11 protein-coding genes and 4 tRNA genes are annotated in these 13,421 nt (G+C 66.7%); 3 read left to right on the top strand and 12 right to left on the bottom strand.

From position 1 onward, the window contains the following. Nucleotides 1-86: 86 nt before the first annotated feature. Nucleotides 87-647: a sigma-70 family RNA polymerase sigma factor gene (locus Q8X39_RS01305; RefSeq protein ID WP_305747819.1), complete on the top strand. Its 561-nt coding sequence runs from the start codon at nt 87-89 to the stop codon at nt 645-647. 5 nt (nt 648-652) lie between these two features. Next, the gene (locus tag Q8X39_RS01300) at nt 653-898 is read left to right on the top strand and encodes an anti-sigma factor family protein (RefSeq protein WP_305747818.1); all 246 of its coding nucleotides are present in this window, start codon (nt 653-655) and stop codon (nt 896-898) included. A 32-nt stretch (nt 899-930) separates the two neighbouring features. Here the strand turns inward: Q8X39_RS01300 and Q8X39_RS01295 are convergent, their stop codons facing one another. The 4 genes from Q8X39_RS01295 to Q8X39_RS01280 all read right to left on the bottom strand — a co-directional run bounded on the left by Q8X39_RS01295 (nt 931) and on the right by Q8X39_RS01280 (nt 5,552). Then, nucleotides 931-1,905 carry an NAD(P)H-dependent flavin oxidoreductase gene (locus tag Q8X39_RS01295; protein WP_407067954.1) on the bottom strand — a complete coding sequence of 325 codons (975 nt, stop codon included), beginning with the start codon at nt 1,903-1,905 and terminating at the stop codon, nt 931-933. After that, on the bottom strand, nt 1,902-3,692 hold the full coding sequence (locus Q8X39_RS01290) for an acyl-CoA dehydrogenase (RefSeq protein WP_305747816.1): 1,791 nt from the start codon (nt 3,690-3,692) through the stop codon (nt 1,902-1,904). The genes Q8X39_RS01295 and Q8X39_RS01290 overlap by 4 nt, the downstream gene beginning before the upstream one ends. A gap of 179 nt (nt 3,693-3,871) precedes the next feature. Then, nucleotides 3,872-4,801: an electron transfer flavoprotein subunit alpha/FixB family protein gene (locus Q8X39_RS01285; RefSeq protein WP_305747815.1), complete on the bottom strand. Its 930-nt coding sequence runs from the start codon at nt 4,799-4,801 to the stop codon at nt 3,872-3,874. A gap of 1 nt (nt 4,802) precedes the next feature. Further along, entirely contained in the window at nt 4,803-5,552 is a 750-nt protein-coding gene (locus tag Q8X39_RS01280) for an electron transfer flavoprotein subunit beta/FixA family protein (protein ID WP_305747814.1), read from the bottom strand. A 174-nt stretch (nt 5,553-5,726) separates the two neighbouring features. Here Q8X39_RS01280 and murI point away from each other — a divergent pair, with 174 nt between their 5' ends. Beyond that, complete coding sequence (gene murI / locus Q8X39_RS01275) at nt 5,727-6,584, top strand: glutamate racemase (protein WP_305747813.1); 858 nt, start codon at nt 5,727-5,729, stop codon at nt 6,582-6,584. 120 nt (nt 6,585-6,704) lie between these two features. On the opposite strand, the gene Q8X39_RS01270 is transcribed toward murI, so the two are convergent. From Q8X39_RS01270 to tig, 8 genes are all read right to left on the bottom strand, one after another. Further along, nucleotides 6,705-6,793: transfer RNA gene (locus tag Q8X39_RS01270), tRNA-Leu, on the bottom strand. 77 nt (nt 6,794-6,870) lie between these two features. Then, nucleotides 6,871-6,946 (bottom strand) — tRNA-Gly (locus Q8X39_RS01265). A 45-nt stretch (nt 6,947-6,991) separates the two neighbouring features. Further along, nucleotides 6,992-7,065, bottom strand: a tRNA-Cys gene (locus tag Q8X39_RS01260). Between the two features lie 75 nt (nt 7,066-7,140). Then, a tRNA-Gly gene (locus tag Q8X39_RS01255) sits at nt 7,141-7,216 on the bottom strand. A gap of 113 nt (nt 7,217-7,329) precedes the next feature. Next, entirely contained in the window at nt 7,330-9,753 is a 2,424-nt protein-coding gene (gene lon, locus Q8X39_RS01250) for an endopeptidase La (RefSeq protein WP_305747812.1), read from the bottom strand. Between the two features lie 121 nt (nt 9,754-9,874). Then, nucleotides 9,875-11,143 (bottom strand): ATP-dependent Clp protease ATP-binding subunit ClpX, encoded by a 1,269-nt coding sequence (clpX, locus tag Q8X39_RS01245; RefSeq protein WP_305747811.1) that lies wholly within the window; start codon nt 11,141-11,143, stop codon nt 9,875-9,877. 98 nt (nt 11,144-11,241) lie between these two features. Then, nucleotides 11,242-11,850, bottom strand: a complete 609-nt coding sequence (clpP, locus tag Q8X39_RS01240; RefSeq protein WP_305747810.1) for an ATP-dependent Clp endopeptidase proteolytic subunit ClpP — start codon at nt 11,848-11,850, stop codon at nt 11,242-11,244. A gap of 253 nt (nt 11,851-12,103) precedes the next feature. Next, the gene (tig, locus tag Q8X39_RS01235) at nt 12,104-13,417 is read right to left on the bottom strand and encodes a trigger factor (protein ID WP_305747809.1); all 1,314 of its coding nucleotides are present in this window, start codon (nt 13,415-13,417) and stop codon (nt 12,104-12,106) included. Nucleotides 13,418-13,421 lie beyond the last annotated feature (4 nt).

The raw sequence follows: 13,421 nt of genomic DNA, 5'->3' as shown, positions 1-13,421 counted from the left end.
GGGGCCCGGGCCGATGCCGCGAACCGCTTCGTCGCACGTCATGCCCTGTCCTTACACTGCGCCCGCCCTCCGCTCCAGACGCCCCCATGACCGATCTCGCGAACCAGCTGCAAGCCCTGCGTGAACCGCTGATGCGCTATGCCCGCAAGCAGCTGCGCAACGAGGCCTGGGCCGAAGATGCGGTGTCCGAGACGCTGATCGTGGCGCTGGAGAAGCCCCAGTCCTTCGGCGGCCAGAGTCAGCTCAAGACCTGGCTGATCGGCATCCTCAAGCACAAGCTGATCGACCAGATCCGCCGCCACGGCCGCGAGATCTCCAGCACGCGCGAGGACGACGAGGACCTCGACGACCTGCTCTTCAAGCCGGACGGCCACTGGCGCGAGGCCCCGGCCGAATGGGGCAACCCGGAGGCGACGCTCGGCCAGCGCCAGTTCATCACCGTGCTGGACGCCTGTGTCGACCACCTGCCCGGCCAGCAAGGGCAGGTCTTCATGATGCGGGAGTGGCTGGGCCTGGAAACCGACGAGGTCTGTCAGCAACTGGGCATCAGCTCGACCAACCTGTTCGTGCTGCTGCACCGCGCCAAGCTGAGGCTGCGCGCATGCCTGCAGACCCACTGGTTCTCTCCCCCCAGTCCTGGACGATGACCCCCATGCGACCGATGCTCAGCTGCCGAGATGTCACCCGCCTTGTCCTCGAAGGCGAGGAACGCACCCTGTCGCTTGGCGAACGGGTGGGCGTGCGGGTGCACCTGTGGATCTGCAAGGCCTGCCCGGTGTTCACCCGGCAGACGCGGCTCACGCGCAGCGCCATGGACCACTGGCGCGCCTACCGTGACGCGGGTGAAGGGCTGGACGAGGACCTGGACAAGCAGAAGGCTGGCGGCGACCGGCGCTGAGCCCGTCGCCGGCCCGGCCTTCCACCCAAACATCAGGCCGCCGGACCGAGGCAGAGGCGACGTCGCGCCAGCTCGTATTCATCGGACAGGCGCCGCACCAGTTCGCCGGCGGGCGCGATGCGGTCGACCGCGCCGATGCCCTGGCCGCAACCCCAGATGTCCTTCCAGGCCTTCTTGGCATCGGCCCCGGCAGCGCCGAAGTTCATCTTGCTCGGGTCGGCCTCGGGCAGCGCGTCCGGATCCATGCCGGCGGCCCGGATCGACGGCTTCAGGTAGTTGCCGTGTACGCCGGTGAACAGGTTGCTGTAGACGATGTCGTCGCTGTTCGACTCGACGATGCACTGCTTGTAGGCGTCGCTGGCGCGGGCCTCGTCGGTGGCGATGAAGGCCGAGCCGATGTAGGCGAGGTCCGCGCCCATGGCCTGCGCGGCGAGCACCGCGCCGCCACTGGCGATCGAGCCTGACAGCGCCAGCGGGCCGTCGAACCACTGGCGGATCTCCTGGATCAGCGCGAACGGGCTCTTGGTGCCGGCGTGGCCACCGGCACCGGCGGCCACCGCGATCAGGCCGTCGGCGCCCTTGTCGATCGCCTTGTGGGCGAACGCGTTGTTGATGATGTCGTGCATCACCAGCCCGCCCCAGGCATGCACCGCATGGTTGACGTCCTCGCGCGCGCCCAGGCTGGTGATGACCAGCGGCACCTTGTAGCGGGCGCAGACCTCAAGGTCGTGTTCCAGCCGGTCGTTGCTCTTGTGAACGATCTGGTTGATCGCGTAGGGCGCGGACGGCTGATCCGGATGCGCCGCATCCCAGGCTGCCAGCGTTTCGGTGATCTCGGCCAGCCACTCGTCGAGCTGCGAGGCCGGCCGGGCGTTCAGCGCCGGCATGGAGCCGACGATGCCGGCCTGGCATTGCGCGATCACCAGCTTGGGGTTGCTGATGATGAACAGCGGCGAGCCGATGACCGGCAGCCTCAGCGTGTCGAAGATCGGAGGCAGCGACATCAGAAGGCCTCCAGCGCCAGCGCGCAGACCGACTCGCCGCCTTCGAGCACGCTGTCGCGCTGGCCCGGCACACGCGTCAGGATGTGGTCGCAATAGAAGCGCGCGGTCGCGATCTTGGCCTGCATGAAGGGCACGTCGTCGCCCTCGTTGATGGCGTCCTCGGCGGCCAGCAGCGCACGGCCCATCTGCCAACCGGCCATCAGGTTGCCGGCCAGCATCAGGTAGGTCACCGAACCGGCGAAGACCTCGTTCGGATGGGCCTTGGTGCGGCCGGCGACGAAGTCGACCACCTCGATGAAGGCCTCGCGGGCGGCCTTCAGGCGACGTGCGTAGGTCTGCGCGGCGACGCTCGAATGGGCGGCGAGCGCGGCCTCGGTCAGCTCGATCTGGCCGGCGATGGCCTTGGCGGTCTGACCGCCATCGCGGGCCGTCTTGCGGCCGATCAGGTCATTGGCCTGGATGGCGGTCGTGCCTTCGTAGATCGTCAGGATCTTGGCGTCGCGGTAGAACTGCGCCGCGCCGGTCTCCTCGATGAAGCCCATGCCACCGTGAACCTGCACGCCCAGGCTGGTGACCTCCAGGCTCATCTCGGTGCTGTAGCCCTTGATCAGCGGCACCATGAATTCATAGAAGGCCTGGTTGACGCGGCGGGTGTCGGCGTCCGGGTGGTGGTGCGCGGCGTCGTAGGCGGCGCCGGCGACCAACGCGAGCGCGCGGCAGCCCTCGCTGAGCGAGCGCATCGTCATCAGCATGCGGCGCACGTCGGGGTGGTGGATGATCGCGCCGGCCGTCGGCAGCGAGCCGTCCACCGGGCGCGACTGCACGCGGTCACGGGCGTACTGCACGGCCTTCTGGTAGGCCCGGTCGGCCACCGCGATACCCTGGATGCCGACCGCGTAGCGGGCCGCGTTCATCATGATGAACATGTACTCCAGGCCGCGGTTCTCCTGGCCGACCAGGTAGCCGACCGCGCCGCCGTGGTCGCCGTACTGAAGCACCGCGGTTGGGCTGGCCTTGATGCCCATCTTGTGCTCGATGGACACGCAGTGCACGTCGTTGCGCGCGCCCAGGCTGCCATCGGCATGGACCAGGAACTTCGGCACGATGAACAGGCTGATGCCCTTGACGCCCTCGGGCGCGCCGACCACCCGCGCCAGCACGAGGTGGACGATGTTCTCGGCCATGTCGTGCTCGCCGTAGGTGATGAAGATCTTGGTGCCGAAGATCTTGTAGGACCCGTCCGCCTGTGGTTCGGCGCGGCTGCGCACCGCCGCGAGGTCGGAGCCGGCCTGCGGCTCGGTGAGGTTCATCGTGCCGGTCCAGCGGCCCTCGATCATCGGCGGGATGTAGGTCGACTTCTGCTCGTCGGTGCCCGCGGTCAGCAGCGCCTCGATCGCGCCATCGGTCAGCAGCGGGCACAGCGCGAAGCTGAGGTTGGCGCTGTTGAGCATCTCGATGCAGGCCGCACCGATCGCCTTGGGCAGGCCCTGGCCACCGAACTCGGGCGGATGCTGCAGGCCTTGCCAGCCACCCTCGGCGAACTGGCGAAAGGCGTCCTTGAAACCGGGCGTGGTCGTGACCTGGCCATCCTTCCAGGACGAGGGGTTCTTGTCCCCTTCCCAGTTCAGGGGCGCGACGACGTTCTCGTTGAGCCGCGCACATTCCTCCAGCACGGCCGCCGCCGTCTCCAGGCCGGCCTCCTCGAACGCGGGGATCTGCGTCAGCTGCTCGAGGCCGGCGAGCTCCTTCAGTCCGAACAGGAAATCCTTGACGGGGGCGCGGTAGGTCATGGCACGGTCTCCGGTGCGTGTGGTGTTGAAACGGAAAGGGGACATCGGGACAGGGGTGTCGGGAAGCGGCGAGGCTCGTGCAGTCGCCTGACGTGACCCGGACAAGACAGGGGCGCCGCAACGCTGCCGTTGGGCGCCCCTTGCAGACGGCTCAGGACAGGTCCTTCAATGCCGCGCGTTCAGAGCGACTTGACCAGTTCCGGCACCGCCGCGAACAGGTCCGCTTCCAGCCCGTAGTCGGCCACCGAGAAGATCGGCGCCTCCGGATCCTTGTTGATCGCGACGATCACCTTGGAATCCTTCATGCCCGCCAGGTGCTGGATCGCGCCCGAGATGCCGGCCGCGATGTAGAGCTGCGGCGCGACGATCTTGCCGGTCTGGCCGACCTGCCAGTCGTTGGGCGCATAGCCCGCATCGACGGCGGCACGGCTGGCACCCAGCGCGGCGCCGAGCTTGTCGGCCAGCGGCGTCAGCACCTCGTTGAACTGGTCGCTGCTGCCGAGTGCGCGGCCGCCGCTGACGATGATCTTCGCGGCGGTGAGCTCGGGGCGGTCGTTCTTCGCGATCTCGCTGCCGACGTAGCGGCTGGTGGACGAGTCGGCCGCTGCGGCGACGGTCTCGATGGCGGCGCTGCCACCGGTCGATGCAGCCGCGTCGAAGGCGGTGCCACGCACGGTGATCACCTTCACCGCATCGGCGCTCTGCACCGTCGCGATCGCGTTGCCGGCGTAGATCGGGCGCTCGAAGGTGTCGGCGCTGACCACCGCCGTGATGTCGCTGATCTGCGCGACATCCAGCAGCGCGGCCACGCGCGGCGCGGTGTTCTTGCCGCCGGCCGTGGCGGGGAACAGGATGTGGCTGTAGCCACCGGCGAGACCCACCACCTGCGAGGCCAGCGACTCGGCCAGGCCATGCGCCAGGCTCGCGCCATCGGCGTGGATGACCTTGCTGACGCCGACGACCTGGCTCGCCTGTTGAGCCACCCCGGCGGCGTTCTGGCCAGCCACGAGGATGTGGACTTCACCCAGCTTGGCAGCCGCGCAGACGACGTTCAGCGTCGCGGGCTTGAGGGTGTTGTTGTCGTGTTCGGCAATGACGAGGACAGCCATCTCAGATCACCTTTGCTTCGTTCTTGAGCTTGTCGACGAGTGCGGCGACATCAGCGACCTTGATGCCCGCCTTGCGGCCAGCGGGCTCGGCGACCTTCAAGGTCTTCAGGCGCGGCGTGACGTCCACGCCCAGATCGGCCGGCGTCACCTTGTCCAGCGGCTTCTTCTTGGCCTTCATGATGTTGGGCAGCGTCACGTAGCGCGGCTCGTTCAGGCGCAGGTCGGTCGTGATGACCGCCGGCAGCGACAGGCTCAGCGTCTCCAGGCCGCCGTCGATCTCGCGCGTCACGACGGCCTTGCCGTCGGCGATCTCGACCTTCGAGGCGAAGGTGGCTTGCGGCAGGTTGGCCAGCGCCGCCAGCATCTGGCCGGTCTGGTTGCAGTCGTCGTCGATGGCCTGCTTGCCGAGGATCACGAGGCCGGGCTGTTCCTTGTCGACCAGCGCCTTGAGCAGCTTGGCCACGGCCAGCGGCTGCAGCTCGGCATCGGTCTCGACATGGATCGCGCGGTCCGCACCGATGGCCATGGCGGTGCGCAGCGTCTCCTGGCACTGGGTGACACCGCAGGACACGGCGATGACCTCGGTCACGACGCCCTTCTCCTTGAGCCGCACGGCCTCCTCGATCGCGATCTCGTCGAAGGGGTTCATGCTCATCTTGACGTTGGCGATGTCCACGCCCGTGCCGTCGCTCTTGACGCGCACCTTGACGTTGTAGTCGACCACCCGCTTGACGGGGACGAGTGCTTTCATCGGTCTCTCTCCAATGGCCTGTGGTGAATCACGGCCGGCATTCTATGGGGCCACGTCAACGTGTTGTCGCACCCGTGAAACAAAATCGAACGATCGTTCTATTTTAGGATGGAACCCAAGCGGCGAGCAAGAACAGGCCTCTCGGCCCCGTTGCTAGACTGCCGCGCCCACCGCATGAACAACGACCGCGCCGACACCCGCATGAACCCGCAGACTGCCACCGCGCCACGCATCGGCGTGTTCGATTCCGGCCTGGGCGGTCTGTCGGTGCTGCGCAGCCTGTGCCGGCTTCGCGACGATGCGCGCTTTGTCTACGTCGCCGATTCCGGACACGCGCCCTATGGCGACAAGCCGGTCGACTTCATCGTGGCGCGCTCGCTGCGCGTCGCCGACTTTCTTGTCGATCAGGGCGTGGACATGCTGGTGGTCGCCTGCAACACCGCGACGGCGGCCGCGGTGAAGGCGCTGCGCGCGGCCCATCCCGAATTGCCCATCGTCGGCGTCGAACCCGGCATCAAGCCGGCGACCCAGCGCACGCGCAACGGCCGCATCGGCGTGTTGGCCACCGAGGCCACGCTGCGCAGCGAGCGCTTCCAGCTCCTGGCGCAAGCCCACGCCGACCGCATCGACCTGACGCTGCAACCGGGCGTCGGCCTGGCGGCCGCGATCGAGAACCACGCGCTGGACAGCGCGACGGTCCGGGGCTGCGTCGAACGCTGCTGCGCCCCGCTGCGATTGGCCGGCGTCGACACGGTCGTGCTCGGCTGCACGCACTACCCGCTGGTCGCCGATCTGATCGCCAGCCAGTTCGGGGAGGACGTCGCGCTGGTCGACACGTCGGAAGCCATCGCCCGTCGCACGCTGGACCTGCGTCCGCTCGGGCAGGCCCTCGGCACCGGCGTCGACACCCGCCTGCAACTGTGGAGCAGCGGCGATCCGGCCCTGCTGACGGCGGCCAGCCAGCGATGGCTCGGCACGTCTTGTCTCGCCCAGCCCTTGCCTGGTCCCTGGAACCGCGTCGACGGGGCCTGATTCACCGTCCAGCAAGGCTTCGCCAGAAACACGGTCGCCGCTGTATTCACAACGGTGCCGAGCGGCGAGAAACAAGGGGCGGAGCGCCAATCCGGCGAAGCGCGCTCAGAGGCTGGAGTTTGGTGCCCAGGACGGGACTCGAACCCGTACGCCCTGCGAAAGGCCGCGGATTTTAAGTCCGCTGTGTCTACCGATTTCACCACCCGGGCGGGCGCAAGACTGCAACGTGAATATCTGCCCCACAACGCACAAAGCCGTCACAGGGACGGCTTTGAGGGTCTGCATGTGGAGCGGGAAACGAGACTCGAACTCGCGACCTCAACCATGGCAAGGTTGCGCTCTACCAACTGAGCTATTCCCGCATGAACTGACAAAACTGCTTTGCCGAGCCCCCACCACCAGCATTCTGGAGGCGCGGAGTGGAGTCGAACCACCCTGGACGGATTTGCAATCCGCTGCATAACCGCTTTGCTACCGCGCCGCGGGCTCGACTGTGCCGTTCCTCAACAAAAAGTAAGCCTTGTGAGCCTCCCTGATGCCAAATCCGGCCGGAAACTGGAGCGGGAAACGAGACTCGAACTCGCGACCTCAACCTTGGCAAGGTTGCGCTCTACCAACTGAGCTATTCCCGCATTGCTCTTTGCTTTTTGCATTGACGCTGTGGGCGTTTGCTGCTTTGCATCGAGACTGAAAGTATAGGAGGAAATCGGCGAAGGCTGCAAGCCCCTTCGCCGACTTTTTTGCCTCAGTGCTTGGTCGCGTCGGCGACGACCGGCGTGGCGCTGTCCGCCGCAGGCTTGGCTTCCTCGACCTTGACCTCCTCATCGGGGAGCGCCACCGGTGCTCGCGTCAGGGCGATCTCGAGGACCTTGTCGATCCATTTGACCGGCACGATCTCGAGCTGGCTCTTGACGTTGTCCGGAATCTCCGCGAGGTCCTTGGCGTTCTCTTCCGGGATCAGTACCGTCTTGATGCCGCCACGGTGGGCCGCGAGCAGCTTTTCCTTCAGGCCGCCGATCTCGGTGACTTCGCCACGCAGCGTGATCTCGCCAGTCATCGCGACGTCGGCCCGCACCGGGATGCCGGTCAGCGCCGACACGAAGGCCGTCGTCATGGCGGCACCCGCGCTCGGACCATCCTTGGGCGTCGCGCCGTCGGGCACGTGGATGTGGATGTCACGCTTCTCGAACAACTCATCCTTGATGCCCAGGCGATGCGCCCGGCTGCGCACCACCGTGCGGGCGGCCTCGACCGATTCCTTCATCACGTCGCCCAGCGAGCCGGTGCGGATGATCCCGCCCTTGCCTGGCATGACCGTGGCCTCGATGGTCAGCAGGTCGCCGCCCACCTCGGTCCACGCCAGGCCATTGACCTGGCCGACCTGGTCCTGCTTCTCGGCCTGGCCGAAGCTGTATCGGCGCACGCCCAGGAAGTCGCCAATGTTCTCGCCGGTCACCTGCACGGTGCCTTCGTACTTCTTCAGCGACAGACCCTTCACGACCTTGCGGCAGATCTTGGAGATCTCGCGCTCCAGCGAACGCACGCCGGCTTCACGCGTGTAGTAGCGGATGATGGCCCGCACTGCGTCCTCGCTGACGTCCAGCTCGCTGTCGGCGACGCCGTTGTTCTTGCGTTGCTTGGGCAGCAGGTAGCGCTGGGCGATCGAGACCTTCTCGTCCTCGGTGTAGCCCGAGAGGCGGATCACCTCCATCCGGTCCAGCAGCGCCGGCGGGATGTTCAGCGAGTTCGACGTCGCCACGAACATCACGTCCGACAGGTCGAAGTCGACCTCGACGTAGTGGTCCGCGAAGGTGTGGTTCTGCTCCGGGTCCAGCACCTCCAGCAGCGCCGACGACGGGTCGCCACGGAAGTCCATGCCGAGCTTGTCGATCTCGTCGAGCAGGAACAGCGGGTTGCGCACCCCGACCTTGCCCAGGCTCTGCAGCACCTTGCCTGGCATCGAGCCAATGTAGGTGCGGCGGTGGCCGCGGATTTCGGCCTCGTCGCGCACGCCGCCCAGCGCCATGCGGACGAACTTGCGGCCCGTGGCGCGGGCCACGCTCTGGCCGAGCGAGGTCTTGCCGACGCCCGGAGGGCCGACCAGGCACAGGATCGGCGCCTTGACCTTGTCGACACGCTGCTGCACCGCGAGGTACTCGAGGATGCGTTCCTTGACCTTCTCGAGGCCGAAGTGATCCTCGTTGAGCACCTCCTCGGCCAGCGGCAGGTCGTGCTTGACCTTGCTCTTCTTGGCCCAGGGCAGGTTGACCAGCGTGTCGATGTAGTTGCGCACGACCGTCGCCTCGGCCGACATCGGCGACATCAGCTTGAGCTTCTTCAGCTCGGCATCGGCCTTCTTGCGTGCTTCCTTGGGCATGCGAGCGGAGATGACCTTCTTCTCGAGCTCGTCGAGATCGGCCCCTTCTTCGCCTTCGCCCAGTTCCTTCTGGATCGCCTTGACCTGCTCGTTGAGGTAGTACTCGCGCTGGCTCTTCTCCATCTGGCGCTTGACGCGACCACGGATCCGCTTCTCGACCTGCAGGATGTCGACCTCGTGCTCCAGCAGCTCCAGCAGCTTCTCGAGACGCTTGGACACCTCGACCAGGTCGAGGATGGCCTGCTTGCTCTCGAGCTTGAGCGGCAGGTGCGCGGCGATGGTGTCGGCCAGCCGGCCGGCATCGTCGATGCCCGCGATGGACGTCAGGATCTCCGGCGGGATCTTCTTGTTGAGCTTGACGTACTGATCGAACTGCTGAGTGACCGCGCGGCGCAGGGCCTCGATCTCGGGCGTGCCCTGGTCGGGCGGCGGCACCGGCACGAGGTCGGCGGTGAAGAACTCGCCGGCATCGTCGATCGCGGTGGTGTTGGCGCGCTGCAGGCCTTCGACCAGCACCTTCACGGTGCCGTCGGGCAGCTTGAGCATCTGCAGGATGTTGGAGACGCAGCCGGTCTCGAACATGTCCTCGGGCTTGGGCTCGTCCTTGCCGGCGGCCTTCTGCGCCACCAGCATGATCTGGCGACCCGCTTCCATCGCGGCTTCGAGGGCCTTGATGGACTTGGGCCGCCCGACGAACAGCGGGATGACCATGTGCGGGAAGACGACCACGTCACGCAGCGGGAGCAGCGGCAGCTTGATGGGGTCGGCGGGGAGGATGGGGTGACCTGACATCAGAACCTCTCTTTCTGCATTTCCATGTGGGCACGCAGACATCGTTTGCAAGGGCGGGGCCAGGCGGCGGGGAAGCCGCCCGTCTCACGCCGTTCACAGCCCCAGGGGCTGGTCGTTCCGTTCAGGCGCTGGCCTTCTGTTCGCGATAGACCAGCAGTGGCTTGGCGTTGTCCTGGATCGTGCCTTCGTCCACGACAACCTTTGCGACGCCGTCCAGCGCGGGCAGCTCGAACATCGTGTCGAGCAGGGCCTGTTCGAGGATCGAACGAAGGCCGCGGGCGCCGGTCTTGCGCTTGAGCGCCTTGGTGGCGATCGCAGCCAGCGCCGACGGGCGGATTTCCAGCTCGACGCCGTCCATCAGGAACAGCCGCTGGTACTGCTTGAGCAGCGCGTTCTTGGGCTCGGTGAGGATCTGCACCAGCGCGTCCTCGGTCAGCTCGCCCAGCGTCGCGATGACCGGCAGACGGCCGACCAGCTCGGGGATGATGCCGAACTTGACCAGGTCCTCTGGCTCGATCTCGCGGAAGATCTCCGACACGCTGCGCTCGGACTTGCTGCGCACCGACGCGGCGAAGCCAATGCCGGACTTCTCGGAGCGGTTGGCGATGACCTTCTCCAGGCCGTCGAAGGCGCCGCCGCAGATGAACAGGATGTTGGTCGTGTCGATCTGCAGAAAGTCCTGGTTCGGGTGCTTGCGACCGCCTTGTGGCGGCACGCTGGCCATCGTGCCTTCGACCAGCTTGAGCAAGGCCTGCTGCACGCCCTCGCCCGACACGTCGCGGGTGATGGACGGGTTGTCGGCCTTGCGCGAGATCTTGTCGATCTCGTCGATGTAGACGATGCCGCGCTGGGCCCGCTCGACCTCGTAGTTGCAGTTCTGCAGCAGCTTCTGGATGATGTTCTCGACGTCCTCGCCGACGTAGCCGGCCTCGGTCAACGTGGTCGCGTCAGCGATCACGAAGGGGACATTGAGCATGCGTGCCAGCGTCTGCGCCAGCAGCGTCTTGCCCGAGCCGGTCGGGCCGATCAGCAGGATGTTGCTCTTGGCGAGCTCGACGTCATCCTTGGGCTTCTCGCCCATGTGCTTCAGGCGCTTGTAGTGGTTGTAGACCGCCACCGACAAGGAGCGCTTGGCCGAGTCCTGACCGATCACGTACTGGTCGAGCAAGTCCTTGATCTCGCTGGGGACCGGCAGGTCGCCGCGCGCGGCCTTGGCACCGGCCTCGGTCGGCGGCACCTCGTCGCGGATGATCTCGTTGCAGAGCTCGATGCACTCGTCGCAGATGAAGACCGACGGACCGGCGATCAGCTTCTTGACCTCGTGCTGGCTCTTTCCGCAGAAGGAGCAGTACAGGATCTTGTCGCCGGAGGAGCCTTTTTTGTCGGGCATGGAGGACTGCCTAAAGAAGTGCGAATTGATGATAAGACAAGGCCGTGACGGCCTGGACGGCCCGGCGCCGGGACCCGCCCGGCACCGGCGCCCCGCACTCAGGCGCGCTTGCTGATGACCTGGTCGATCAGGCCGTAAGTCTGCGCCTCGTCGGCCGACATGAAGTAGTCACGCTCGGTGTCGTTCTGGATCTTTTCCAGCGATTGACCGCTGCGCTCGGCCAGGATCTTGTTGAGCTGCTCGCGGGTCTTGAGGATCTCGCGGGCGTGGATCTCGATGTCCGTGGCCTGGCCCTGGGCGCCGCCCAGCGGCTGGTGGATCATGATCTTGGAGTTCGGCAGCGCGAAGCGCTTGCCCTTGGCGCCCGCCGTCAGCAGGAAGGCGCCCATGCTCGCGGCCAGGCCCATGCAAAGCGTCGAGACCTGCGGCTTGATGAACTGCATCGTGTCGTAGATCGACATGCCGGCGCTGACGCTGCCGCCGGGCGAGTTGATGTACAGCGAGATGTCCTTGTCCGGGTTCTCGCTCTCCAGGAACAGGAGCTGGGCGACGACCAGGTTGGCGGTCTGGTCATTGACCGGGCCGACCAGGAAGATCACGCGCTCGCGCAACAGGCGCGAATAGATGTCGTACGACCGCTCGCCGCGGCCCGACTGTTCAACGACGATGGGGACCAGGCCCAGATTGTTCGTATCGAGTGCGCTCATGTTGCTGACCCTGAGGCGGCCGTTGCCGCCGGTTTGATAGATGGGGAGGCGCGGCACGCCCGCGTGAACGGCGCGGACCTGTCGCCCGGGGTCCCTGATCCCGGGTGGAGGGGCATTATGCGATTGCCGGCGGTGGCCCTTCGGGCTACCCAAGCGGCCCGGATGTGACAAGGGGCGCTGTCAGCGCCCCTTGTGCTTGCCGGAGGACCGGCGACTGCCCCGGCGGGCGCCTCCGGTCCGGTGCGACGGCGTGTCAGCCGGCCGCGCCCATCAGCTCGTCGAACGGCAGGGTGATGTCGCTGACCTTGGCCTTGCCGAGCACGAACTCGGTCACGTTGGCCTCGATCACGACGGCCTCGACCTCGCCCAGGCGCTGCTGGTCACCGAAGTACCAGCGCACGACTTCCTCGGGACGCTCATAGCTCTGGGCCATCTCGTCGACGTGGGCCTTGATCTGCTCCATCGTCGCCGACAGGTTGTTGGCGCGCACGACCTCGGCGATCGTCAGGCCCAGGCGGACGCGGCGCTCGGCCTGCGGCTGGAACATCTCGGTCGGGATCGGGGCCTTGTCGGCGTCCTTGATGCCACGCTGCTTCAGGTCGTTGCGGGCGCCTTCGACCAGGCGAGCCAGTTCGTTGTCGACCAGCGCCTTGGGCAGCTCGAACGTGCCGGCCTTCTCCAGCGCGGCCATCACGGCCTGCTTGTTGCGGGCGGCGACGCGGAACTTCACCTCGCGCTCGAGGTTCTTCTTGATGTCGGCACGCAGGCCGTCGATGGTGGCGTCGGCGATGCCCAGCGATTCGGCGAAGGCGGCATCGACCTCGGGCAGCTTCTGCGCCTCGATCTGGGTCAGCGTGACCAGGAAGTCGGCTTCCTTGCCGGCCACGTCCTTGCCGTGGTAGTCCTCGGGGAAGGCGAGCGGGAAGGTCTTGGACTCGCCGGCCTTCATGCCGCGCACGGCCTTCTCGAAGGCTTCGAGCATGCGGCCTTCGCCGAGGATGAACTGGAAGCCTTCGGCCTTGCCGCCCTCGAAGGGCTCGCCGTCGATCTTGCCGGCGAAGTCGATGGTCACGCGGTCGTCGTCGGCGGCGGCTTCACCGAGGGCGCGCTGGGCGAAGGTACGGCGCTGCTTGCGCAGGATCTCCAGGGTGCGGTCGATCGCGACGTCGGTGACCTCGGTCGAGACACGCTCGATCTCGAGGGCCGACAGGTCGCTCAGGACGACCTCCGGATAGACCTCGAAGGTCGCGTCGAAGGACACCTGGCCATCGGCGGCGCCATCCTTCTCGGTGATGCGCGGCGTGCCGGCAACGCGCAGCTGCGCTTCGCTGGCGGCGGCGGCGAATGCCTGGCCGACCTTGTCGTTCATCACTTCGTACTGGACCGAGTAGCCGTAGCGCTGGGCCACGACGTTCATCGGCACCTTGCCGGGACGGAAGCCGTCGGCCTTGACGGTGCGGGCCAGCTTCTTGAGGCGGGCATCGACTTCCTTGCCGAGGTCCTCGGCGGACAGGGTCAGGGTGATGCGGCGCTCGAGCTTGTCGAGGGTCTCCACGGTAACGGCCATGTCT

Origin of the sequence: Leptothrix discophora, from assembly GCF_030705305.1 — a bacterium.
GTDB lineage: Bacteria > Pseudomonadota > Gammaproteobacteria > Burkholderiales > Burkholderiaceae_C > Sphaerotilus > Sphaerotilus discophorus.
This window is presented reverse-complemented; position numbering and strand designations above follow the sequence as displayed.

Bases quoted from the DNA above. Each gene is read 5' to 3' on its own strand.
- Q8X39_RS01305 (WP_305747819.1), top strand. From the start codon at position 87: ATGACCGATCTCGCGAACCAGCTGCAAGCCCTGCGTGAACCGCTGATG.
- Q8X39_RS01300 (WP_305747818.1), top strand. From the start codon at position 653: ATGCGACCGATGCTCAGCTGCCGAGATGTCACCCGCCTTGTCCTCGAA.
- Q8X39_RS01290 (WP_305747816.1), bottom strand. From the start codon at position 3,692: ATGACCTACCGCGCCCCCGTCAAGGATTTCCTGTTCGGACTGAAGGAG.
- Q8X39_RS01285 (WP_305747815.1), bottom strand. From the start codon at position 4,801: ATGGCTGTCCTCGTCATTGCCGAACACGACAACAACACCCTCAAGCCC.
- Q8X39_RS01280 (WP_305747814.1), bottom strand. From the start codon at position 5,552: ATGAAAGCACTCGTCCCCGTCAAGCGGGTGGTCGACTACAACGTCAAG.
- murI (WP_305747813.1), top strand. From the start codon at position 5,727: ATGAACAACGACCGCGCCGACACCCGCATGAACCCGCAGACTGCCACC.
- lon (WP_305747812.1), bottom strand. From the start codon at position 9,753: ATGTCAGGTCACCCCATCCTCCCCGCCGACCCCATCAAGCTGCCGCTG.
- clpX (WP_305747811.1), bottom strand. From the start codon at position 11,143: ATGCCCGACAAAAAAGGCTCCTCCGGCGACAAGATCCTGTACTGCTCC.
- clpP (WP_305747810.1), bottom strand. From the start codon at position 11,850: ATGAGCGCACTCGATACGAACAATCTGGGCCTGGTCCCCATCGTCGTT.
- tig (WP_305747809.1), bottom strand. From the start codon at position 13,417: ATGGCCGTTACCGTGGAGACCCTCGACAAGCTCGAGCGCCGCATCACC.